General features: G+C 62.4%; 17 protein-coding genes, 1 tRNA gene and 1 pseudogene. 10 read left to right on the top strand and 9 right to left on the bottom strand.

What is annotated here, in order from left to right; all coding sequences use genetic code 11:
- The first annotated feature begins 166 nt into the window (after window positions 1-166).
- Window positions 167-2,278: a TonB-dependent receptor family protein gene (locus tag ACYU7Q_RS16415; RefSeq protein ID WP_460610525.1), complete on the top strand. Its 2,112-nt coding sequence runs from the start codon at window positions 167-169 to the stop codon at window positions 2,276-2,278.
- Window positions 2,279-2,444: 166 nt separating this feature from the next.
- Here ACYU7Q_RS16415 and ACYU7Q_RS16420 read toward each other — a convergent pair whose 3' ends face one another.
- Together ACYU7Q_RS16420 and ACYU7Q_RS16425 are read right to left on the bottom strand one after the other, a co-directional pair.
- The gene (locus ACYU7Q_RS16420) at window positions 2,445-2,729 is read right to left on the bottom strand and encodes a hypothetical protein (protein ID WP_460610526.1); all 285 of its coding nucleotides are present in this window, start codon (window positions 2,727-2,729) and stop codon (window positions 2,445-2,447) included.
- 66 nt (window positions 2,730-2,795) lie between these two features.
- Window positions 2,796-3,239 (bottom strand): hypothetical protein, encoded by a 444-nt coding sequence (locus ACYU7Q_RS16425; protein WP_460610527.1) that lies wholly within the window; start codon window positions 3,237-3,239, stop codon window positions 2,796-2,798.
- A 131-nt stretch (window positions 3,240-3,370) separates the two neighbouring features.
- Here ACYU7Q_RS16425 and ACYU7Q_RS16430 point away from each other — a divergent pair, with 131 nt between their 5' ends.
- Window positions 3,371-3,646 carry a GNAT family N-acetyltransferase gene (locus ACYU7Q_RS16430; protein ID WP_460610528.1) on the top strand — a complete coding sequence of 92 codons (276 nt, stop codon included), beginning with the start codon at window positions 3,371-3,373 and terminating at the stop codon, window positions 3,644-3,646.
- A 62-nt stretch (window positions 3,647-3,708) separates the two neighbouring features.
- Here ACYU7Q_RS16430 and ACYU7Q_RS16435 read toward each other — a convergent pair whose 3' ends face one another.
- Window positions 3,709-6,051: an endonuclease gene (locus tag ACYU7Q_RS16435; protein WP_460610529.1), complete on the bottom strand. Its 2,343-nt coding sequence runs from the start codon at window positions 6,049-6,051 to the stop codon at window positions 3,709-3,711.
- A gap of 175 nt (window positions 6,052-6,226) precedes the next feature.
- Here ACYU7Q_RS16435 and ACYU7Q_RS16440 point away from each other — a divergent pair, with 175 nt between their 5' ends.
- Window positions 6,227-6,526 carry a rhodanese-like domain-containing protein gene (locus ACYU7Q_RS16440; RefSeq protein WP_460610530.1) on the top strand — a complete coding sequence of 100 codons (300 nt, stop codon included), beginning with the start codon at window positions 6,227-6,229 and terminating at the stop codon, window positions 6,524-6,526.
- A gap of 51 nt (window positions 6,527-6,577) precedes the next feature.
- Here the strand turns inward: ACYU7Q_RS16440 and ACYU7Q_RS16445 are convergent, their stop codons facing one another.
- Together ACYU7Q_RS16445 and ACYU7Q_RS16450 are read right to left on the bottom strand one after the other, a co-directional pair.
- A complete protein-coding gene (locus ACYU7Q_RS16445) occupies window positions 6,578-7,474 on the bottom strand; it encodes an alpha/beta hydrolase (RefSeq protein ID WP_460610531.1) in 897 nt (298 codons plus the stop codon).
- 29 nt (window positions 7,475-7,503) lie between these two features.
- Window positions 7,504-9,453, bottom strand: a complete 1,950-nt coding sequence (locus ACYU7Q_RS16450) for a RecQ family ATP-dependent DNA helicase (protein ID WP_460610532.1) — start codon at window positions 9,451-9,453, stop codon at window positions 7,504-7,506.
- A 254-nt stretch (window positions 9,454-9,707) separates the two neighbouring features.
- Here ACYU7Q_RS16450 and ACYU7Q_RS16455 point away from each other — a divergent pair, with 254 nt between their 5' ends.
- Together ACYU7Q_RS16455 and ACYU7Q_RS16460 are read left to right on the top strand one after the other, a co-directional pair.
- Window positions 9,708-9,950, top strand: a complete 243-nt coding sequence (locus ACYU7Q_RS16455) for a hypothetical protein (protein WP_460610533.1) — start codon at window positions 9,708-9,710, stop codon at window positions 9,948-9,950.
- Between the two features lie 36 nt (window positions 9,951-9,986).
- On the top strand, window positions 9,987-10,292 hold the full coding sequence (locus ACYU7Q_RS16460; protein ID WP_460610534.1) for a hypothetical protein: 306 nt from the start codon (window positions 9,987-9,989) through the stop codon (window positions 10,290-10,292).
- A 19-nt stretch (window positions 10,293-10,311) separates the two neighbouring features.
- Here ACYU7Q_RS16460 and ACYU7Q_RS16465 read toward each other — a convergent pair.
- Window positions 10,312-10,407: pseudogene (locus ACYU7Q_RS16465) on the bottom strand (IS5/IS1182 family transposase); the annotation flags it as partial.
- A 205-nt stretch (window positions 10,408-10,612) separates the two neighbouring features.
- Between ACYU7Q_RS16465 and ACYU7Q_RS16470 the strand changes: the two are divergent.
- Window positions 10,613-11,629: a DUF1259 domain-containing protein gene (locus ACYU7Q_RS16470; protein ID WP_460610535.1), complete on the top strand. Its 1,017-nt coding sequence runs from the start codon at window positions 10,613-10,615 to the stop codon at window positions 11,627-11,629.
- A gap of 112 nt (window positions 11,630-11,741) precedes the next feature.
- Here the strand turns inward: ACYU7Q_RS16470 and ACYU7Q_RS16475 are convergent, their stop codons facing one another.
- Window positions 11,742-12,533, bottom strand: coding sequence for a hypothetical protein (locus ACYU7Q_RS16475; protein WP_460610536.1), 792 nt, complete (start codon window positions 12,531-12,533; stop codon window positions 11,742-11,744).
- Window positions 12,534-13,109: 576 nt separating this feature from the next.
- Between ACYU7Q_RS16475 and ACYU7Q_RS16480 the strand changes: the two genes are divergently transcribed.
- A complete protein-coding gene (locus ACYU7Q_RS16480; protein WP_460610537.1) occupies window positions 13,110-14,012 on the top strand; it encodes a COG4315 family predicted lipoprotein in 903 nt (300 codons plus the stop codon).
- Between the two features lie 115 nt (window positions 14,013-14,127).
- Here the strand turns inward: ACYU7Q_RS16480 and ACYU7Q_RS16485 are convergent, their stop codons facing one another.
- A complete protein-coding gene (locus tag ACYU7Q_RS16485; RefSeq protein WP_460610538.1) occupies window positions 14,128-14,787 on the bottom strand; it encodes an ABC transporter ATP-binding protein in 660 nt (219 codons plus the stop codon).
- A gap of 135 nt (window positions 14,788-14,922) precedes the next feature.
- On the opposite strand from ACYU7Q_RS16485, the gene ACYU7Q_RS16490 reads away from it, so the two are divergent.
- The 3 genes from ACYU7Q_RS16490 (at window position 14,923) to ACYU7Q_RS16500 (ending at window position 17,630) form a co-directional block, all read left to right on the top strand.
- Window positions 14,923-16,095, top strand: coding sequence for a glycoside hydrolase family 113 (locus ACYU7Q_RS16490; RefSeq protein ID WP_460610539.1), 1,173 nt, complete (start codon window positions 14,923-14,925; stop codon window positions 16,093-16,095).
- A gap of 105 nt (window positions 16,096-16,200) precedes the next feature.
- The gene (sucC, locus tag ACYU7Q_RS16495; protein ID WP_460610540.1) at window positions 16,201-17,397 is read left to right on the top strand and encodes a succinate--CoA ligase subunit beta; all 1,197 of its coding nucleotides are present in this window, start codon (window positions 16,201-16,203) and stop codon (window positions 17,395-17,397) included.
- A 161-nt stretch (window positions 17,398-17,558) separates the two neighbouring features.
- Window positions 17,559-17,630 (top strand) — tRNA-Arg (locus ACYU7Q_RS16500).
- 114 nt (window positions 17,631-17,744) lie between these two features.
- Here ACYU7Q_RS16500 and ACYU7Q_RS16505 read toward each other — a convergent pair.
- A complete protein-coding gene (locus tag ACYU7Q_RS16505) occupies window positions 17,745-18,461 on the bottom strand; it encodes a hypothetical protein (RefSeq protein ID WP_460610541.1) in 717 nt (238 codons plus the stop codon).
- Between the last annotated feature and the right edge of the window lie 955 nt (window positions 18,462-19,416).

The raw sequence follows: 19,416 nt of genomic DNA on the forward strand, positions 1-19,416 counted from the left end.
GGTACAGCATGGGGCCGCGAACTAAAAGGTCGTGCTACAGTTCGTCAGCCATATAGCAGCGTGAGAAGGGTGGCCTGCAAACCGCAAAAACCTGCACGAATAAGCTGCCATCCGCCAACAATTCGCGTACTCCGTTGGTCTGCGTCGTGCCGTTTGCCTTGCCCTTATGCCTCTCCGTTACTTGTTGCTGTTGTCTCTGGGCCTGCCCCTGCTGCCCGCCCGCGCCCAAATCCAGCCCGATACCACCCGCGCCGTGGCCCTGCCCGAAGCCACCATCACCGGCTACGGCCAACGCCTGCCGCTGCGCCGCACGGCTGCCGCCGTGGGCGTCATTGATGCCCGCGTGATTGAGCAGTTCAGCCCCACGGCCCTCACGCAGGCGGTGAACACGCTGCCCGGCGTGCGCCTGGAAGAGCGCGCCACGGCCAGCTACCGGCTTAGCATTCGGGGCAGCACGCTGCGCTCGCCGTTTGGGGTGCGCAACGTGAAGGTGTACTACAACGGCATTCCCTTCACCGAAGCCGGCGGGAGCACGCCGCTCAACCTGCTCGACCCCGCCATCATCGGGCGGCTGGAGGTGCTGAAGGGGCCGGCCGGCAGCGTGTACGGCGCGGGCACGGGCGGCGTGGCGCTGTTTGGTACGCCGACGGTGGCGGCGGGCACGAGCCGGGTGGCGGCCGGGGCCACGGTTGGCAGCTACGGCCTGCGCCGCAGCACCATCACGGCCGAAACGGGCAGCGCCACTAGCAGCATCCGCGCCCAGTACGCCCACCAAAGCCTGGACGGCTACCGCCAGCAAAGCGCCCTGCAGCGCGACGTTTTCGCCCTCGATGCCCGCACCGTGGCCGGCCCCAAAACCACGCTGGCCGCCCACCTGCTCTACACCGACATCAGCTACCAGCTGCCCGGGGGCCTTACCCGCGCCCAGTTTGCGGCCGACCCGCGGCAGGCGCGGCCGGGCACGGCTGCCGCGCCCGGCACCCTGGCGCAACAGGCATTCTATGCCTCGCGCACGGGGCTGCTGGGGCTCACGCACGAGTACCGATTCACCGATAAGCTGGAGCTGCAAACCACGTTCTACGGCAGCGGCACCGTGATTCGCACGCCGTATCTGGTCGATTACGAAAGCAACACCGGGGTGGGGCTGGGCGGGCGCACGGCCCTGAGCTACCGCACGGCGCTGGCCGGACGGGTGCTGCGGCTGCAAGGCGGCGGTGAATTTCAGGCCGGCTTCACCGATGGGCGCAGCTACCAGAACAAGGGTGGCACGCCCGGCGCGCTGCGCTACGACGACGAAATCACGACCACCACCGGTTTCGCCTTCGCCCAGGCCGATTATGAATTGCCGGCCAGTTTCCAGCTGACCGTGGCCGCCAGCTACAACCGCCTGCGCCACCGCATCGCACGGGTGAGCGACGCGGCTACCAACCCCACCGGCTACCAGTTCAGCCGCGATTTCCAGCCCGTGGTGTCGCCGCGCGTGGCGCTGTTGCGCGAGTTCAGCCCCAAGCTGTCGGTGTATGCCAGCGTGAGCACCGGCTTCTCGCCGCCCACGGTGGATGAAATCCGGCCTTCGGATGGCAGCCTGAATGGCGACTTGCAGGCCGAGCGCGGCACCAGCTACGAGGTGGGCGCACGGGGTAATTTCTTCGGCAATAACTTAACCTACGAAGTCAACCTCTTTGACCTGGAGCTGCGCCAAACCATCGTCAGCAGCACTGCCGACCAGGGCACCGTCATCTTCCGCAACACCGGCAGCACCCACCAGCGCGGCCTCGAAGCAGCCCTGAGCGGCTGGCTGTGGCGCGAAGTAGAACCGGTTCCAAATGCCCCTGATGACGTCCAAACCACCGGGCGTGGCCTGCGTGCCTGGGCCAGCTACGCCTACAACGACTTCCGCTTCGGCAGCTACGCCAGCGGCGGGGCCGACCTGAGCGGCAACCGCCTCACCGGCACCACGCCGCACACGCTGAGCGCGGGGCTTGATTTCAGCGAGCGCCGCGGCTTCTACTTCAACCCCAACCTCAGCCACCAGGCCCGCATCGTGCTCAACGATGCCAATACCGAGGAAGCAGCCGGCTACTGGGTGTTCGGGGCGCGTGGCGGCTGGCGGCGCAGCTTCGGCCGTCTCGAAACCGATATTTACGCGGGCCTCGACAATGCCACCAACCGGCGCTACAGCCTGGGCAATGACCTGAACGCCTTTGGTGGGCGGTATTTCCAGCCCGCGCCGGGCCGGGCATGGTACGGTGGGCTTCAGGTAGGGTGGCGGTGGTAGCTGCCTGCCATTGCGAGCGCAACGAAGCAATCCGTCCTGTCAAAGCTGGATACGCCCTTTGGCGACAAAGCCTTTTATCAACAGCAAGCCCCGGTACTGTGTAGTGCCGGGGCTTGCTGTTGATAAAAGGCCTGCTTTTGACAGTACTGTCCTGATAGAACCGGCCTTAACTCTGCTCTTCGGGCAGGGTGAAGGCGCGGTCGCTGGGGTCGGTAAGTTCCTTGGGCAGGTTCTCGTCGGAGGCGGGAGCGGGGCCGTTGGCGGCGCGCATCTCCGCGGTGTCGGAGCGCAGGGAGTCGTCCATCTCGTCGGCTTTTTCCTGGCCCGAGGCGTTGTTGTCATCGAGCTGCTGGCCGTAGGTGGCCGCGTCGAGCATGGGGGTGGAGGCACCGTCTTCCGAAGGTTGCTGGTCGAAGATTTCGCTGCTGGGGTTGCTGGGATTAATAGCCATGGGGTCCGGTATCAATTATCGGTGAGCAGTTATCAGTGAACAGCATTGCTCACCGATAACTAACAATTATTCATCCTTCGTGGGGTAGTTCGCGTCGGCAGGTTCCTCACGGGTGTTGTGGGTGCCGCCGCCGGCGTAGCGGGGGTCGTCTTTGGCCCAGGCGGCGCGCTGCTCGTCGGTGTCGGCGTGCTGGGCGGCGCGCACGGCGGCGGGGTCCTGGTTTTGGGTGACGTGGCCAGGCTGGTCCTCGGGGTTATCGGGGGCATTCTGGGCTTCTCTTTCGCGGTCCGATAATTCACTGAATTCGTCGGGGTTGTCGTTGGCACCGCTGCGGCCGGCACTGTTGGTGGCAAAGGCCGCATCATCGGCGTGGCCGAAGGTGCCGTAGTTTGGCTGTCGGGCGTTTTTGGCCGGGTCATTGGGGTTGAGGCGGGCCGCGGCGGCGCGTTCCTGCTGGTCCTGAGGACGGTGGTCGTTTTCGGGCGGGAGGGGGGAAGTGGGCGTGTCCATGCAGAAGAAAATGAAAGGGATTGAAAACCAAACGGGCCGGGCCCGCTTTGGTATCCCTGTACGCAAATCGGCGGCCGCCGTTCACTTTTGCGTATAGGCCGAGGCTTTTATCCCTTCAAATCCCTATCCCCATGCCCATTCAGCACGATACCAAAAACCAGGAATTCACCATCAGCCAGGACGGCCACGATGGCGAGCTGGCCTACGCCCGCCCCGCCGAGGGCGTCATCGACTTCACCCACACCTTCATTGACAAGGCCCTGCGCGGTCAGGGCATGGCCGACGAGCTGGCCCGCGCCGCCCTGGCCTTCGCCCGCGAGCACAAGCTCAAGGTGAAAACCAGCTGCACCTTCATGAAGAGTTTCGTGAAAAAGCACCACGCCGAGTACGCCGATATCCTGGCCTGAGGCCGGCACAAAAAAAGCCCCCGACCAACCGGCCGGGGGCTTTTTTATAAAAAGCAATGCGATTACTGCACCACCATGCGGCCGGCGTACTCCACGCCGCCGGAGAGCACGCGCACAGCGTATAGGCCGGCGGGCAGACCGCGCAGGTCCACCGAAGCGGCCTCGGTGGCGCTGAGCACGGCGGTGCGCTGGCGCACGGCGCGGCCCAGCATGTCGCGCACTTCCACCGTGGCGGCGAGGGCGGCCGACTGGCCGGGCAGGCGGAGCTGCACGCTGCCGGAAGCCGGGTTAGGGTAGATTTCGAGGGCGGTGCGCAGGCCGGCGGCGGTGCGGGTGGCCGTGGTCACGCCGCAGGCCGTACTGGTGTAGCTGCCCACGCCAGCGTAGTTATCTACGCCGTTGCCGGTCCAGGTAGCGGCGCCGTAGGGGCCGTTCCAGCGGCCGCCCTGGTTGGTGTTGGGCAGGCGCACCATGGTATTGTTCAGGGTCGAGCCGCCGCCGGCCACCGTCCATTCGGTGGGGCGCTGGCCAATCACGCCAATCACGTCGAGCGTGTCGGTGCCGTTGAAGAGGGCAATGGCATCGTCGCCGTTAAAGAAAGCTACACCGCTTTGCAGGTCGGTTTGGGCGGCCACGCCGGCATCGGTCACGCCGGTGTTGGCAATCACGTACACGTCGTAGGGGGCAATGGTGCCGGTCAGGGCCTGGGTGGTGGTGGCGGTGGTAGCGCCGTTGGCGTACAGCACCACGCTCTTGCCGGCCAGGGGCATGGGCGCGTTGGTGGGGTTGTAGATTTCGAGCACTTTGGTGTTGCCCGTGTTCGACTCAGTGTACTGCGAGAAGTACGGCTTGGTGCAGGGCGCGCCCACTGGGGCCGCGTCGTCATTAGTGATGGTGAGGATGTGGGCATTGGGCTGGCCCACCAGCACGGTGGCAGTGGAGGGTGTGCCCAGGCGCAGGCGCACGGTTTCGTTGGGTTCGAAGGTCAGGTCGCCGTTCACGGTCACGGTCACGGCCTGGGTGGTGGCTCCGCCCACGGCGAAGGTCACGCTGGCCGTGTTCAGGGTGTAGTCGGAAGGCGAAGTGGCGGTGCTGCTGGCCACGTCCACGTTCACCGGCACGGTGAGGGCGCTGGTGATGGCCGCGCCGGTCAGGGCCACGTTCACGGTGTAGGTGCTGGTGCCGGTGTTGCCTTCCACGATGCTGCCCGCGGCCGAGGCAAAGCTCACCGTGGACGGCGTGCCGTCATCGTTGGTGATGGTGAGGGTGTGCACGTTGGGGCCGCCCAGGCTGGTGCCGGTGGCGGGGTTGGTCAGGTTGAGCACCACCGTTTCATCGGCTTCGGGCTGGGTGTCGCCATTCACGGTCAGGGTCACGGTCTGGCTGGTGCTGCCGGCCGGGAAGGTCACGGTAGCGGGCGAGGCGAAGGTGAAATCCGAGCCGCTGGTGGCGGTCGAGTTCATGGCATCAAAAGCTACCTGCACCGTAGTGGCCGTGGTGGCGGCCGGGGCCAGGTTCACCGTGAAGGTGTAGGTGCTGGTGCCGGTGTTGCCTTCGGTTATGGCGCCGGTAGCGCTGGCAAACGTGAACACCGGACCGGGAGGCGCCAGGCCGTAGGCCAGGGCCACCAGCTCGGGGTGCTCGATGTAGGGGTTGTAGTTGCCCTGGCTGGCGGCCACGCGGCGGTTGCGCTCAATTTCGTGGGCATCCACCGGGTCGGCCAGGTGCCAGGCGTAGAGAGTCGCCAGCGGGGCCAGCGCCGTGATGCTCTGGTGGCCGGTGGCAATCAGCTCCGGCTGGGTGTCGTGCATCGTGTAGAAGTAGAAGGCCGTGCGGGCCACGTTGCCCTTGTGGTCTTCGCGGGGCTCAAACTGCGAGTTGGTGTCCTCGCTGTACTCGTCGATGTTGGTGGTGGGGATGGTGGTCTGGCTGCTGGTGTTGCGCATCCAGAGGGTGGTGGTGGCGTCCGGAATGTCGGCGTAGGGGTTGTTGCCCCGGTTCGAGTTCCACTGAATGTAGGTGGGGTAGAGGTGGTGCATGTCGGACACCATGCGGTTGGCCGAGCTAAACCACGACTGCGGAATGCTGTGCTCGCAGTTGATGTTGGCCGCCGGCGACGAGTTCGAGCTGTTGAAGTTGAGCGGCACCGGGGTGTTGTAGCCCGAGTACACGCAGGTCACCGAGTTGTTGTAGTTGTCGGCGTAGTTATACATTTTGGCCCGGGCGCCGGCGTAGGAAAGCACCGTGCGCTTGCCGTCGTACCAGTTGGTGCGGAGCCAGTCGCGCAGGGCTTGGCCCTGCAAATTGGTGGGCGGAGCTGCCGGCATAGCCGGGAAGGTTTGGGCTTGCAGCGCAGCGGGCACCAGAGCCAGCCCCAGCAGCAGCGAAGCGAAGAGTTGTTTCATACGAAACTGAAGAAAGAGGTATTGGGATGGAGAATAAGCGCAGGGGGCAGAGGGAAGCAACAAATATAACGGATTCAGGCCGGGCGACTGAAGGCCCGCCCGTTACGAAACCAAGAAGACTTGGGCCGTACTTTTGCCCCAACCATTCCCTCCGTTCACCCCCACCTTATTTCTCATGGCCGACATCACCACCACCGAACTGCGCCAGCGCCTGCAAGCCGGCGAAACCCCGTACCTCATCGACGTGCGCGAGCCCTGGGAGCACGAAGAAGGACGCATCGACACCGCCCAGAATATTCCCCTCAGCTCCCTGCCCGACAAGCTCGACGACCTCGACGCCTGGAAGGACCAGGAAGTCATCGTGCATTGCAAAAGCGGCGGCCGCTCCTCGCAGGCCAAAGCCTACCTCACCCAGCAAGGCTTCACCAATGTGCGCAATTTGCTGGGCGGTTTCACCGAGTATTCGGCCGGTTAATTAACGTAGGGTGCGGGGGCAAGCCCTACCGGGTACGACCCCGCACCCTACTTATTGCTGCCCCAGCAGAAACTGCAGCGCCGGCCCCACCCGCTTTTTCCAAGCGGCCTCGTTGTGGGCCGCGCCGGGGAAGCTCCGGCTCAGCCAGTTGCTGGCATCGTAACCGTGCGTGCGCATGACGCTGTCGATGCGCAATTGGTGCGGCTCATACCACGCATCCAGCGTGGCCGAGCCGTGGTCAAAATAGATTTTGGGCTTACCGCTGCGGGGGAGCTGCTTATTCAGATACTGCACCATGGCCGTGGTGAAGTCCGGCGTATTCTCCTTCAAACTCAGCGGCCAGTGCGTGGAAAAGCACGCCGCCCCGCCAAACACTTTGGGGTATTCCAGCGCCGCATAAAGCGAAATCAGCCCGCCCATGCTGGAACCGGCCACGAACGTATCGGCCCGCCGGGGCGAGGTCTGGAAGTGCTTGTCCACGTAGGGCTTAAGCTCCTGCACCACAAATTTCAGGTACGCGTCGGAGAGCGGCGCGCCCGGCCGCTCCTGTTCAATCTTTGCCTTTGCGGCCGGGCTCATGGCCGCAAAGGGCTTGGCCGGGGTGTATTCGGGAAAGCGCCGGTCGGTATTCCAGACGCCCACCACAATGCACGGCCGCACGGCCGGCCCCAGAGCAGCCAGCGTGCTGTCTACTTCCCAGGCCACGCCGCCATAGGCGTTTTTGGGGTCGAAGAGGTTCTGGCCGTCCTGCATGTACACCACGGCGTAGCGGGTGCCGGGCTGCGGGTAGCCCGCGGGCAGCCACACATCTACATTGCGGGCCTTCACGAATTTGGAAGGAAAATCAGCCAGGTGCTCGAGGCGGCCGGGGTTGGCCAGGCTAGGCGCATCTGCGCTTATGATGGCAGCGAAAAGAGGCAACGCGGCCAGCCAGTGAAGAAAAGTCATGGGGGAATGGGAATGGTGGGCCGGCAAAATTAGCCGTTTGCCAATGGCACCATCAGCTTGCCATCGGCCGCATACGCCAGCTCGCCGCGGTCCACCATCTCGCGCACTGCCGCCGTGATGGCCGCCGCCTGCGCGGGCGCGAACGCGGCCAGCAGCTCGCGCGGTGATACTGCTGCCTGCCGAATGTGCGCCAGCAGCGGCTCGCGCAGCGACGGCGCCTGTGCGGCGGCCTGTGCGGCTTTTTTCTCGGCCAGACAAATGTCGCACACGCCGCAGCGGGCGGGGTCGGCTTCATCGAAGTACGTGAGCAGCAGAATCTGGCGGCAGCGGGTGCCGCTCAGGTATTGGCCCACGGCGTTGGTTTTGTGGCGGGCCAGGTCGCGGGCGGCCGTCATCCGTACCTGGTCGATGGGCAGCTTGGCCGCATCGAAGCGGGGCGTGGTGAACATGGCCTGCGGCGATTCCTGCTTGGGCTGGTAGTGCAGGATGCCGGCCGTGTGCAGGTAGCGCAGCTGCTGGCGCACTTCCACTACGCTGCGGCGCAGGTGGGTAGCTAGGGCATTCTCCGAAATGGTCTGGAAATCCGAAAACAGCTCGCCGCCGTGCAGCCGCAGCAGCGCCTTTATCAGCAAATCATGCTGCGCATTGGCCACCTGGAAGGCGTACAAATCCTGGTGGCTCATAATCAGGTGCACCCGCGCCGGCTGGTTTACGGCCTCGTTTAGCTGCACAAAGCCTTCGCGCTGCAAAATCTTCAGCGAGTTGTGCGCGTCCACGGCCTTGATGCGGTAGGTTTCGGCAAACTGCTGAATGTCAAAATCAAAAGCGGCCAGCTCGCCGCCGCCCACCGCCGTGCGCGAGTAGTTGGCCAGCGCCTGATACACCCGCCGCACCGTATCCAAGGGCGGAAACGACTGGTTGGTGCGGCGGCGCAGCTCGTCGGCATCGTTGGGGCCGGCCAGCAGCACGGCGAAGGCGTACTGCCCATCGCGCCCGGCGCGGCCGGCCTCCTGGTAGTAGGCTTCCAACGTGTCGGGGGCGTCGAGGTGGGCCACGAGGCGCACGTCGGGCTTGTCGATGCCCATGCCGAAGGCGTTGGTGGCCACAATCAGGCGCACTTTGTCGGCAATCCAGGCCTGCTGCACCTGGGTGCGCTTCTCCGACGGCAGGCCCGCGTGGTAGGCCGCCGCCGCAAACCGGTGCTGCTGCAGGAAAGCCGCCGTGTCCTCCGTCTGCCGCCGGGTGCGGGCGTACACGATGGCGGTTTTGTTCGGCCCCACGCCGCGCACCACTTCCAGCAGCCGGCGCAGCTTGTCCTCCGTGTGCAGCACCGAGTACGACAGCTTGGGGCGTGCAAAGCTCTGCCGAAACACGCCCGAGCCCGGTCCAAACTTCAGCTTCTCCACGATGTCGGCCTGCACCTGCGCCGTGGCCGTGGCCGTGAGGGCGATAACCGGCGTGCCCGGCGGCAGCTTCTCGCGCAGCTCGGCAATGCGCAGGTAGGGCGGCCGGAAATCGTAGCCCCACTGCGAGAGGCAATGCGCCTCGTCCACGGCCAGCAGGCCCACATTCATCTTCGCCACCCGCACCTGGAACAGCTCCGTGAGCAGCCGCTCGGGCGACACGTACAGGAACTTCACGCTGCGGCCGTACACGCAATTATCCAGCGCGTGGTCGATTTCCTGGTGGCTCATGCCCGCGTAGATGGCCTCCGCTTTCAGCCCGCGCTTGCGCAGGTTGTCTACCTGGTCCTTCATCAGCGCAATCAGCGGCGACACCACAATGCAGATGCCCGGCCGTGCCAAAGCAGGAACCTGAAAGCAGATGCTCTTGCCGCCGCCCGTGGGCAGCAATGCCAGCGTATCGTGCCCGTTTAGAACGGAATTGATGATTTCCGCCTGCCCCGGCCGGAAGGCCGTGTGGCCCCAATGCTCGCGCAGCAGCGCCAGGGGTGAGGTTTCGGTAGGAGCGGAGGACATGGGGCGAAGGTACTGCCGACGAATACTAACGAAACTTTACTATGCCGTTGAGGGGGCGTTAAGGCCCATAAATTGGCAAAAATGGAGCTGTAAGTCGTTGCCTTCCGGACCGGTTAGGCTTTGCCGGCGGAGGCACCGGGAGTACCCAATATCCGTAGTAATCGGTCGCTATATCCGTATTTATGCATAGAAATTATTAGCAGAGTGCTAGCAAACTTTGCAACAATGCTTATATTTAACATTTAAAGATTTATATGCTTTCGTTTCTCTTGACTCAGGCCGGTTTTTTTTCCATTAGCTGGACGCCCATTGAGGGCACGACTCCGGGCCTCACCTACGTGCGGCCCAGCGCCAAGGGCATTGTGCGGGCCTTTGTGCCGGACGGCCATCAGGAAGTCGAACTCTACGCTGGCCGGGCCGCGGCGGGCCAATTGCGCTACCGTGGACCGGTGGGCAGTGACGCCGAGCTCCAGCGGCTGCTGGCAACCGTCGGGTAACGGCCCTATTCCTTCACCTTATCTTCTGCGACGCCCATGAAACCAACTCCTTTTGCCCCGCAGGCCCCCATGGCCCAGGCCAATTCGTCCGCCCGCCTCCACCTTGACGACGCAGGTGCCGTGCAGCGCGCCCGCTGCGCCCCGCCGCGCGGGCCCTTGTGCATCGACTGCAGCCAATTGCAGTGCCAGCGCACGCGCGGGGTGGCCCACGTTATCTCCCAGCTATTGCTGCTGCGCAAGGCCGGCGCTACCCTGTGGCTGCGCAACGTTAATGCGCCCCTGCTTGCCTGCTTGCAGCAGTTGCGCCTGAGCCCACTATTTCTCATAGACGACGCCGATTAGGTTGTACGGACGATTATCGTTATCGTAGCCAAAGCATAGCGCAGACGAAGTGCACAAAGCCGAGGTAGCTGCTGGCGGTTTTGTCGTAGCGCGTGGCGAGGCGGCGAAACTGCTTGGGGCGGCACTCCGTCATTTGGCCCGCCCCACGGGCAAGGCCGGTGCAGCAGCGCCGTGGCTCCTGGTCACTGAGGCCGCAATAGGCTCAGTAAAACAGTTTGAGGAACGCCAGGAGATAAACAAGTTGCCATAAACAAGCGTTAATGGCTGGCCTTACTTGCGTTGATGGTCAGTTCTTTGCTTGTTTCCGCTATCCTTCTTCCATGAGTGATTCCCACCTTTCCCGCCGCGACTGGATTAAAACGGCTGCATTAGCCACCACGCCCGTTCTGCTGGGGGCGGTGCCCGCTGCCGCCCGTGCGATAGCGCCGCCCGCAGCGGGCAAGACCCCGGCCCTGACGGCGGGCGAAATCGCGGCCATTGAGGCGGCGCTGGGCAAAAAGGGCACCTACGTTGAAGCGCAGGCCACGCACACCACGCCCCTGCCGCGCAACGACTTGAGGGTGAGCATCAAAGGTGAGCCGGTGCCCATTTCGTTTGGTTTTGGCGGCTGGGTGGCCCTCAAGCACACCCTGGATGGCCGGTCGGCCATGCTCATGAGCGACACGGTGCTGCTGCCGGAAGAAGTAAACCCGCTGATGTCGGCGGCCCTGGCCAACGGGTTGGAAATCGGGGCGGTGCACAACCACTTTTTCTACGAGGAGCCGCGCATTGTTTACATGCACATCCACGGCATGGGCGCGCCGGGGGAACTGGCCAAGCAATTTGCGGCCACCCTCAAAGATTCCAAACTGTTGCCGGCCAACCAGCCCACTACTGCCGCTACGGCTCCGGTGGGCAACCCCGCGCCGCCAACGGGTAAGGAACTGTTTGACCTTTCGGCGCTGGACCACCTGGTGGGCTACCAGGGCGTGGTGAACGGCCCCACCTACAAATACACCGTGGGCCGCGCCGACCTGCAGGCGGTGATGATGGGCACGGAAATGACTGCGGCCATAGGCCTGAACTCCTGGGCCGCCTTTGCGGGCAAACAGGCCGACGCCCACATTGCCGGCGACATTGCCATGCTGGAACGCGAAGTAAACCAGGTGATTAAGGCCCTGCTGGCGCACGCCCTGGAAGTGGTTGCCGTGCACAACCACATGCTCTTTGACCAGCCTCGCATGATATTTTTGCATTATTACGGCCGGGGCCCGGCTGCCCAGCTAGCCAGTGGGTTCCGTGCGGCGCTCGATGTGCTGGGCAAAGGCAATGGGCAAGGTATGCCCATGAAGCACTAAGCCGATGGCTTGGTTACGATTCATCCATTCGTGCCTTGGTTTGCTGAACGCAGCCAATAAAAAAGCCCGATACCTCACGGCACCGGGCTTTTTTATTGGCTGAAACTGAAACTTACGCGGCAGCTTTCTCGCCGTTTTCACGGTCGTCGATGGCTTTGCGCAGCTTGGCGATGGCCTGCACGGCGCGCTCCTCATCGAGACGGTTGATGTTGAGCAGCATCTTGGTCTTCTCCGGGCGGGTAATGACCGGGTGGTTCAGCAGGCGGATGATTTCCTCTTTCTGTGCTGCCGTGGCGTATTGCACCGGTGCAGCAGCGGGAGCTTCAGCGGCCACGGCCGGAGCCTCAGTGGGCACTACCTGCATGGTCGGTACGGCCGGGGCTACTGCTGCAGCCGGGGCAGCAGCCACTGCCTGGGTGTTGGTGTTGTAGTCCATTTCCTCGGCAGGCGTGGGCTCGTAGCCGGCGGCACGGATAATCCAAGCCAGACAGTTGCGGTAGGCTTTGCCGATAGCGCGGGTCTGGGCCATGCTCATGATGGCAAATTCCTGGTAGAATTTCTTGCCGCTCTCCTTGTTCGAGCACACCGCGAAGCCAGCGCCCACCGTCGTGCCGTGGCGCAGGTCAAACAGCGTCACCTTAGCCTGGTACTTCATTTCCTCGGGGCTGCTCACGTTAATAACGTGCTCCACGATGGGCACAATGCCCAGGCGCGAACCAGCGTACTGCCAGCCCTCCACGTTCACAAATTCTTTGCCTTGTACGTTGGTGGTGAGTTTGTTGTCTTTAATGAACTTAGCGAGGTCCTTCGCCAAATCCAGCGTCTCATCGGAGCGGGCAATATCGAAGCTCTCGACTTTAACTTTTTTGGTAATGTCCTTGGTGGTTTTAGGGGCCTCGTTCATGGCTTTGTTCTTTAGCAATGTGTCCAACTGATGTTCGGGTTTATAACCTAAAGATAGAAAGAAACGTGCCAGAAAAGCCAGAATTTTTAGTAAAATTTAATGGTGTATATCAAGTAGTTGTGTGCATTAGTAAAAATATTAAAAACTAACACGCTTGGGAGGGGCGCCGCGCTGGTAAAAATAGTCTTTGCCGACAGCCCACCCATTAGCATGCCGGCCCGAAGCTGGTAGCCATTGAAGCCGCCCAACCGATTTTATCGCTGCTCAAACAACCTTTTGCCGGCCCGCTCCGAGTAGGTAGTTGTACCCCCGACGCCAGCGGGCCATCCCAGGGCCCGCGTGGAGATGCGCTCAGCAAAGCCCGCCAAACCGCGCCCGGCCTGGGACCCGGCGCTGCGTTCCCGGCTGCTCGCAGCGCTACCTGCCGCCTTCATCTGACTTTTTCCTGCCCCCGATACTGTCGGGGCTGCTCCCCGGCTTTGCCAGCTGGTGGCGTGTGGGCTTGTCGGTGCCTGAATTTTCTCGATTGTTTTACCTGCAACCCATTTTAAACCAAACGCTTACGCCTTATATGTCATGCAAAAACCAGTAAACTTTCCGTCGTTGCGCCTGTGGTCGGCTGGCCTGAGCTTGGTCCTGCTATGCCTGTCGAGCCTGCTGGTCGTCAGCTGCAAAAAGGACTCCACCACCACGCCCGACGACCCCGATGCCGTAGCCAATGTGAAAGTGGCCACTTCGGCCACGCTTGGCAACTACCTCACCGATGCCAATGGCAACACGCTCTACTTCTTCGCCCGCGACATCGATGGCACCAACACCTGCACCAGCGCCACCTGCAACCCCCAGTGGCCGGTGTACTACGAAGCCAACATAAAAGTGCCCAAAGCCCTGGCCGCAGCCGATTTTGCCACCAAGAACACCACCGACGGCCGCCCGCAAACCACCTACAAGGGCTGGCCGCTCTACTACTACGCCCCGGCCGCTAGCGGCGTTAATACCCGCGAAGCGCCCGGCCTCACCGGCGGCAATGCCATTGGCGGCATCTGGCACGTGGTGAACCCGGCTTACAACGTGCTGCTGGCCAGCAAAAACGTCGAGGACAAAACCACGCACGTCGTATCGAGCAAAACCTTCCTCGTGGACGGGCAGGGCCGCACGCTGTACTACTTCGCCAAGGATAACAGCAACCCCACCACCCAGACCACCAACTGCACGGGGGGCTGCGCCGCCATCTGGCCCGCTTTTTACCTAAGCACGGCGGTTGCGCCTTCGTCCCTGAAAACGACTGATTTTGCCACCATCACCCGCGAAGCCAGCACAACCTCCGGCCCTTACGGCACTACTACCAGCAGCCGCGAGCAACTCACCTATAAAGGCCACCCGCTCTACTACTACGCCGGCGACAACGCCACCCGCGGCCACGCCGAAGGCCACGATTTCGACGATTCCGGCGATAAATGGTACGTGGCCGCGCCCTAAGGCTCGCCCCGGTAAAACCAGAACGTCAGGCCAACCCTGCCGGCCGCCCTATTGCAGGAGGGCGACGGCGGGCACCGCCTGACGTTCTTTTTTATTTAGCAATGCCTGCCGGCTCTTAGCCGCCTTCCAGAATGTGGCCGTCGCGCATCACAATCTTGCGGTCGGCCATTTCGGCCAGCTGGTCGTTGTGCGTCACGATGACGAAGGTCTGGCCCAGTTCCTTGCGCAGCAGGAAGAAAATCTGGTGCAGTTCCTGGGCGTTTTTGGTGTCGAGGTTGCCGCTGGGCTCGTCGGCGAAGATGATTTCGGGCGAGTTAATCAGGGCGCGGGCCACGGACACGCGCTGCTGTTCGCCGCCGCTCATCTCGCTGGGCTTGTGGTCGGCGCGGAATTCCATGTTCAGCATCCCGAGCAGCTCGCGGGCCCGCACGCGCACTTCCTTCTCGGAGCGGCCGGCCAGGTAAGCGGGCAGGCACACGTTTTCGAGGGCCGTGAACTCGGGCAGCAGGTTGTGAAACTGGAAGATGAAGCCGATGTGGCGGTTGCGGAACCGGGCCAAATCGTTGCGCCCCAGCGCGCTCACCGACTCGCCATCGAAGAGGATATCGCCCGAGTCCGGCGTGTCGAGCGTGCCCAGAATGTGCAGCAGCGTGCTTTTGCCGGCCCCCGAGGAACCGACAATGCTCACGATTTCCGACTTTTCAATCGTCAAATCGATGCCCTTGAGTACGTTCAGGGAATTGTAGCTCTTGTGAATGTTGATAGCTTGCAGCAACGGCGGGCAGCGATAGACGTGAATGAAGCGGTAGTGGCAAAGCTACGCACAATCCGGGCGGTGCCATGCCGCCTCCTATACGTAGCCAGTCGATTAAGCGCAAACCGATTCCCCGCCTTGACGCATTTTTCTTCCATGCCGCTTCCTTTTTCTAGGGTGCGCCGCTGGTGGCCGCTGGCGTTGCTCGCCCTGCTGCCGTTGCTGGGCCTGTGGCACTGGCCGCGCCGCACCGCCAGCCCCGCCGAAACCGCCCGCCAGGCCCAGGATTTGGCCACGATGCCATCGGCTTTCGGGGCGGCGTTTGCGCCGCGCGGCCAGGGGGGAGTAGGGCCGGACAGCACGCGCCTGCGCGGCGTGAGCTGGGTAGGCGGCGATTCGGTAACGGCCGCCGAGCTGGCTCCGCTGCTGCACGACCACGTGAGCTGGATTGCCCAGATGCCCTTTGGCTGGCAAGCCGGCCCCGCCGAGCCGGCCGTGCAGCTGCACACCGCCCGGCCCGGCGGCCGCTTCGGTTTGTGGGGCGAAAGCGACGCCGGCATTGAATTCACCGCCCATCAAGCGCGGCAGCACGGCATCCGCACGCTGCTCAAGCCGCATTTGTGGGTGCGCGGCCGTAGCACCTGGCCCGGCGACATCAACATGGCCAGCCCGGCCGCCTGGGACGCGTGGTTTGCCAGCTACGCCACGTTTATTCTGCACTACGCCGCGCTGGCCGAATCCGCACATCTGGATGGCTTGTGCATCGGCACCGAGCTGCAGCACGCCACCGAGCCAGCCCACGAAAAAGCCTGGCGCAGCCTGATTCGCCAGATTCGGCGGGTGTACCACGGCCCGCTCACCTACGCCGCCAACTGGAGCGGCGAGTACGAGCAAATCCGGTTCTGGGACGCGCTCGACTACGTGGGCATTCAGGCGTATTTCCCGCTGAGTCCGGCCGCCAGCCCGCCGCTCGATACGCTGCTGCGCGGCTGGCAGCCCCATCTGCAAAAGCTGGCCCGGTGGCAGAAAAAAATCAAAAAGCCGGTAGTCTTCACCGAAGTGGGCTATAAAACCACGCCCGACGCCGCCGCCAAACCTTGGGAATGGCCCGAGCGCACAGCCGCCCTGCAAACGCCCGACGAAGCCACCCAGGCGCGCTGCTACGAGGCGCTGTTCCGGGCCTGCTGGGGGCTGCCATGGCTCAAAGGGATGTTTATCTGGAAGTGGTACCCGGGCCTGGCGGCCGACGGCCCGGCCCGCCGTCACGCCGACTTCACACCCCAGCACAAGCCCGCCGAGGCCGTTTTGGCCCGCTGGTACGGGCAGTAAGTTCGCGCCACGCGCATTCGTTTGCTACAATCAGGGCCGGCCGCCGTACTTTCGTGCCACCAACCGCAAGGTCGCGTAGCTCAAAACCACCCCTTACCCGTTTTTATGAACATTCACGAATATCAGGGCAAAGAAATCCTGAAAAAATACGGCGTCCGCGTGCAGGAAGGCATCGTGGCCGATACTCCCGAGGAGGCCGTGGCCGCCGCCGAAAAACTGACCGCCGAAACCGGCACCAGCTGGTACGTCATCAAGGCGCAAATCCACGCCGGGGGCCGGGGCAAAGGGGGCGGAGTGAAGCTCGCCAAAGGCATCGATAAGGTGAAAGACATCGCCAATGACATCATCGGCATGCAGCTCATCACCAAGCAAACCGGCCCCGAAGGCCGCAAGGTGCACAAGGTATTGGTGGCGCAGGATGTGTACTACCCCGGCGCTTCGGAGCCGAAGGAATATTACATGAGCGTGCTGCTGGACCGAGCGCTGGGCAAAAACGTCATCATCTACACCACCGAAGGTGGCATGGACATCGAGGAAGTGGCCGAGGCGCATCCCGAAAAAATCCACCACGAGCACGTGGACCCCGCCGTGGGCCTGCAAGGCTTCCAGGCCCGCAAAATTGCCTTCAACCTCGGCCTCGAGGGCGAAGCGCAGAAGGAAATGGTGAAGTTCGTAACCGCCCTGTACAAGGCCTACGACGAAACCGATTCGAGCATGTTCGAAATCAACCCGGTGCTGAAAACGTCGGACAACAAAATCCTGGCCGTTGACGCCAAGGTGACGCTGGACGAAAACGCCCTGTACCGCCACAAGGATTTTGTGGCCCTGCGCGACCTCAACGAGGAAGACCCGCTGGAAGTGGAAGCCTCGAACAGCAACCTGAACTACGTGAAGCTCGACGGCAACGTGGGCTGCATGGTGAACGGCGCCGGCCTGGCCATGGCCACCATGGACATCATCAAGCTTTCGGGTGGCGAGCCTGCCAACTTCCTCGACGTAGGCGGCGGAGCCAACGCCCAGACGGTGGAAGCGGGTTTCCGCATCATCCTGAAGGACCCGAACGTGAAAGCCATCCTGATTAACATCTTCGGCGGCATCGTACGTTGCGACCGGGTGGCCAACGGCGTGGTGGAAGCCTACAAGAAAATCGGCGACATCCGCGTGCCCATCATCGTGCGCCTGCAAGGCACCAACGCCGAAGAAGGCGCCCGCATCATCGACGAAAGCGGCCTGAAAGTGTACTCGGCCACGCTGCTGAAGGATGCTGCCGCCCGTGTAAAAGAAGTGCTGGCTAACGCCTAAGCTGCTGAAACCTCGAAGTTAAAAGCCTCGCCGATGTTGTGTCGGCGAGGCTTTTTTGGGCTGTTCCGTCGGTCCGCAGCTGCAACGGTCGAATAGAAAAACAGCCTTGGTATTTGGCTGCCGAGGCTTTTGCGGCTACTTTTGCAGTCCTATCCAAACCCGGCCACGTCGTACAACGGATAGTATGAGAGTTTCCGAAGCTCTTGATTTAGGTTCGATTCCTAACGTGGCCACTAAAAACCCCATTTCCAAGCTGGAAGTGGGGTTTTTGCTTTTCCGGGGGACAGTCTGGGGGACAAGGATAAAAAAAGATGCGCCCAGAGGACATGGCCAGCGCTATTCCCTGCTCAATTCCATTGACCCCCGCGTTTCCTCCTTGTGTCCTGTCCCCCGCGCTGGGGCAGCGGTGCGGGCGCTCCGGTGCCAGCTTTAGGCCCCTGCCCGTAAAGTGAGCGCAGGTAGTCCTGCACCTCGAACTCACCCATCTCTTTTTCAATGGCAAAGGGCAGCTTGCCTTCGAACCGTGCCCGGGCGCGCAGCTGCCACAGGTAGGGGTCGTAGTAACCGGGCTTTAAATACACGTAGGTGGTAATGATGTCCTCGGTGTATTCCGACAGGATGCGGTCCACGTAGTAAGTGTCCCCGCCGGTGGCCCCGCTGATGAAGCCGAGTTCGATGCCTTCGCCCAGCTGCGGGGTGGTCGGCAAGCGGCAGCGAATCGAGAGGGACTTGCGGCGTCCGCCCACCACCAGGCAATGCTCGAGGTGACGAAAGGTGAGGAAGTCAGGCTGGGTTTCCAGCGCCGTAAGGAAGGCTTGGTATAGCGCGGCTAGCTCGCGCTTAAAGGCCGCTGGCGATAGGCCGCTGCGCTGCTGCAGGGCTTTGGCCGTGGGCAGAGCAGCATCTGGTGTCAGGCGCGTCGCTACGGCTTCGAGCAGGGGCACAAGCAAAGCATTCTGGCTGCCTCCTCCACGCAACTTGGCCAGGGCCTGTGGAGCGCCGGCCAGGTCGGCAAGCATGACGCGGGTGGGGATGGGGTCGGCTTCGTCGGAGCGGGCGGGCATACAAACTTGGGGATGGTGTTGAGTATATGCTTAAGTTACGACGTGCCCCTGCTGAAACTGACTCTTCAGCGTTTTATCCATGCTTAAGAGGACATCGAGTGGCTATTTGAACGTGGCTGGCCGGGCTTCCGCCAAGGAAGGTAGCTGTCGGCAAATGGGCAATAGATGCGTGCTCCCAGAAGGTCAGTAGTGAGGTGTAGTCCTTCGAAGGCGCACCTTGTCCTGCGAGCTTGAACAGGGTGCGTGGAACCCGGAGCAGGATGACGTCCAGGCACGAAAGCCACGCTGGAATGGTAGCTTTTGCCACTAACGCAGATACAAGCGCTACCCCTGTTTATGGGTAAGAAAAATGACCAGGCTTTCATGACCATGCTTTCACCAGGTTTTGCGTCAAGTGGCTCGACCCACAAAATCGGTTGAAACATGGCTCACGTAGTGTTCCCCACCGGAATCACATCCCATTATGAGTTGTATGTGAAACGACCGGTTGTTGCACCATGATTATAGTCTCGCGTTCACCGTAAAAACAGGCTAGTACTGCGGTGCCCATTGCACCACTGCTAGCGCGGCCGCAGACCAAGAACCCGGAGCGAAACGATGGTATGCTCATGCCCTGTAATTAGTTTCAGCAGGTGGGGCGCAATAACGCTTGAAACGCGGCCCTTGTAGCAATCCATAGCAATAACGCAACCCATATCGTGTCGTGCAAAATCGCATGCTTTTCCACGGCCTTCTACGTAGCAATTGGGGGTGCTTCTCCTGCCAGCTCCTTGACCCTTGGAGAAGGGATATTTGGTGACCTCAGGGTGCCTGACGCAGCTGCTGTAAGCCACGGCGCAGTACAGCGAGGGGCTTCCAAAAATGGTCCAACGTTACGCGTAGAGTCGTGTACATAAAGCACGCTATTAGCCCGATATTCGGTAGCCGCTATAGCGAACTCGCAACCAATAAACCG

It is taken from the genome of Hymenobacter terrigena (genome assembly GCF_054776515.1).

Bases quoted from the DNA above. Each gene is read 5' to 3' on its own strand.
- sucC (WP_460610540.1), top strand. From the start codon at position 16,201: ATGAACATTCACGAATATCAGGGCAAAGAAATCCTGAAAAAATACGGC.
- ACYU7Q_RS16480 (WP_460610537.1), top strand. From the start codon at position 13,110: ATGCAAAAACCAGTAAACTTTCCGTCGTTGCGCCTGTGGTCGGCTGGC.
- ACYU7Q_RS16420 (WP_460610526.1), bottom strand. From the start codon at position 2,729: ATGGCTATTAATCCCAGCAACCCCAGCAGCGAAATCTTCGACCAGCAA.
- ACYU7Q_RS16415 (WP_460610525.1), top strand. From the start codon at position 167: ATGCCTCTCCGTTACTTGTTGCTGTTGTCTCTGGGCCTGCCCCTGCTG.
- ACYU7Q_RS16470 (WP_460610535.1), top strand. From the start codon at position 10,613: ATGAGTGATTCCCACCTTTCCCGCCGCGACTGGATTAAAACGGCTGCA.
- ACYU7Q_RS16445 (WP_460610531.1), bottom strand. From the start codon at position 7,474: ATGACTTTTCTTCACTGGCTGGCCGCGTTGCCTCTTTTCGCTGCCATC.
- ACYU7Q_RS16440 (WP_460610530.1), top strand. From the start codon at position 6,227: ATGGCCGACATCACCACCACCGAACTGCGCCAGCGCCTGCAAGCCGGC.
- ACYU7Q_RS16450 (WP_460610532.1), bottom strand. From the start codon at position 9,453: ATGTCCTCCGCTCCTACCGAAACCTCACCCCTGGCGCTGCTGCGCGAG.
- ACYU7Q_RS16490 (WP_460610539.1), top strand. From the start codon at position 14,923: ATGCCGCTTCCTTTTTCTAGGGTGCGCCGCTGGTGGCCGCTGGCGTTG.
- ACYU7Q_RS16455 (WP_460610533.1), top strand. From the start codon at position 9,708: ATGCTTTCGTTTCTCTTGACTCAGGCCGGTTTTTTTTCCATTAGCTGG.
- ACYU7Q_RS16475 (WP_460610536.1), bottom strand. From the start codon at position 12,533: ATGAACGAGGCCCCTAAAACCACCAAGGACATTACCAAAAAAGTTAAA.
- ACYU7Q_RS16435 (WP_460610529.1), bottom strand. From the start codon at position 6,051: ATGAAACAACTCTTCGCTTCGCTGCTGCTGGGGCTGGCTCTGGTGCCC.
- ACYU7Q_RS16425 (WP_460610527.1), bottom strand. From the start codon at position 3,239: ATGGACACGCCCACTTCCCCCCTCCCGCCCGAAAACGACCACCGTCCT.
- ACYU7Q_RS16430 (WP_460610528.1), top strand. From the start codon at position 3,371: ATGCCCATTCAGCACGATACCAAAAACCAGGAATTCACCATCAGCCAG.
- ACYU7Q_RS16460 (WP_460610534.1), top strand. From the start codon at position 9,987: ATGAAACCAACTCCTTTTGCCCCGCAGGCCCCCATGGCCCAGGCCAAT.
- ACYU7Q_RS16505 (WP_460610541.1), bottom strand. From the start codon at position 18,461: ATGCCCGCCCGCTCCGACGAAGCCGACCCCATCCCCACCCGCGTCATG.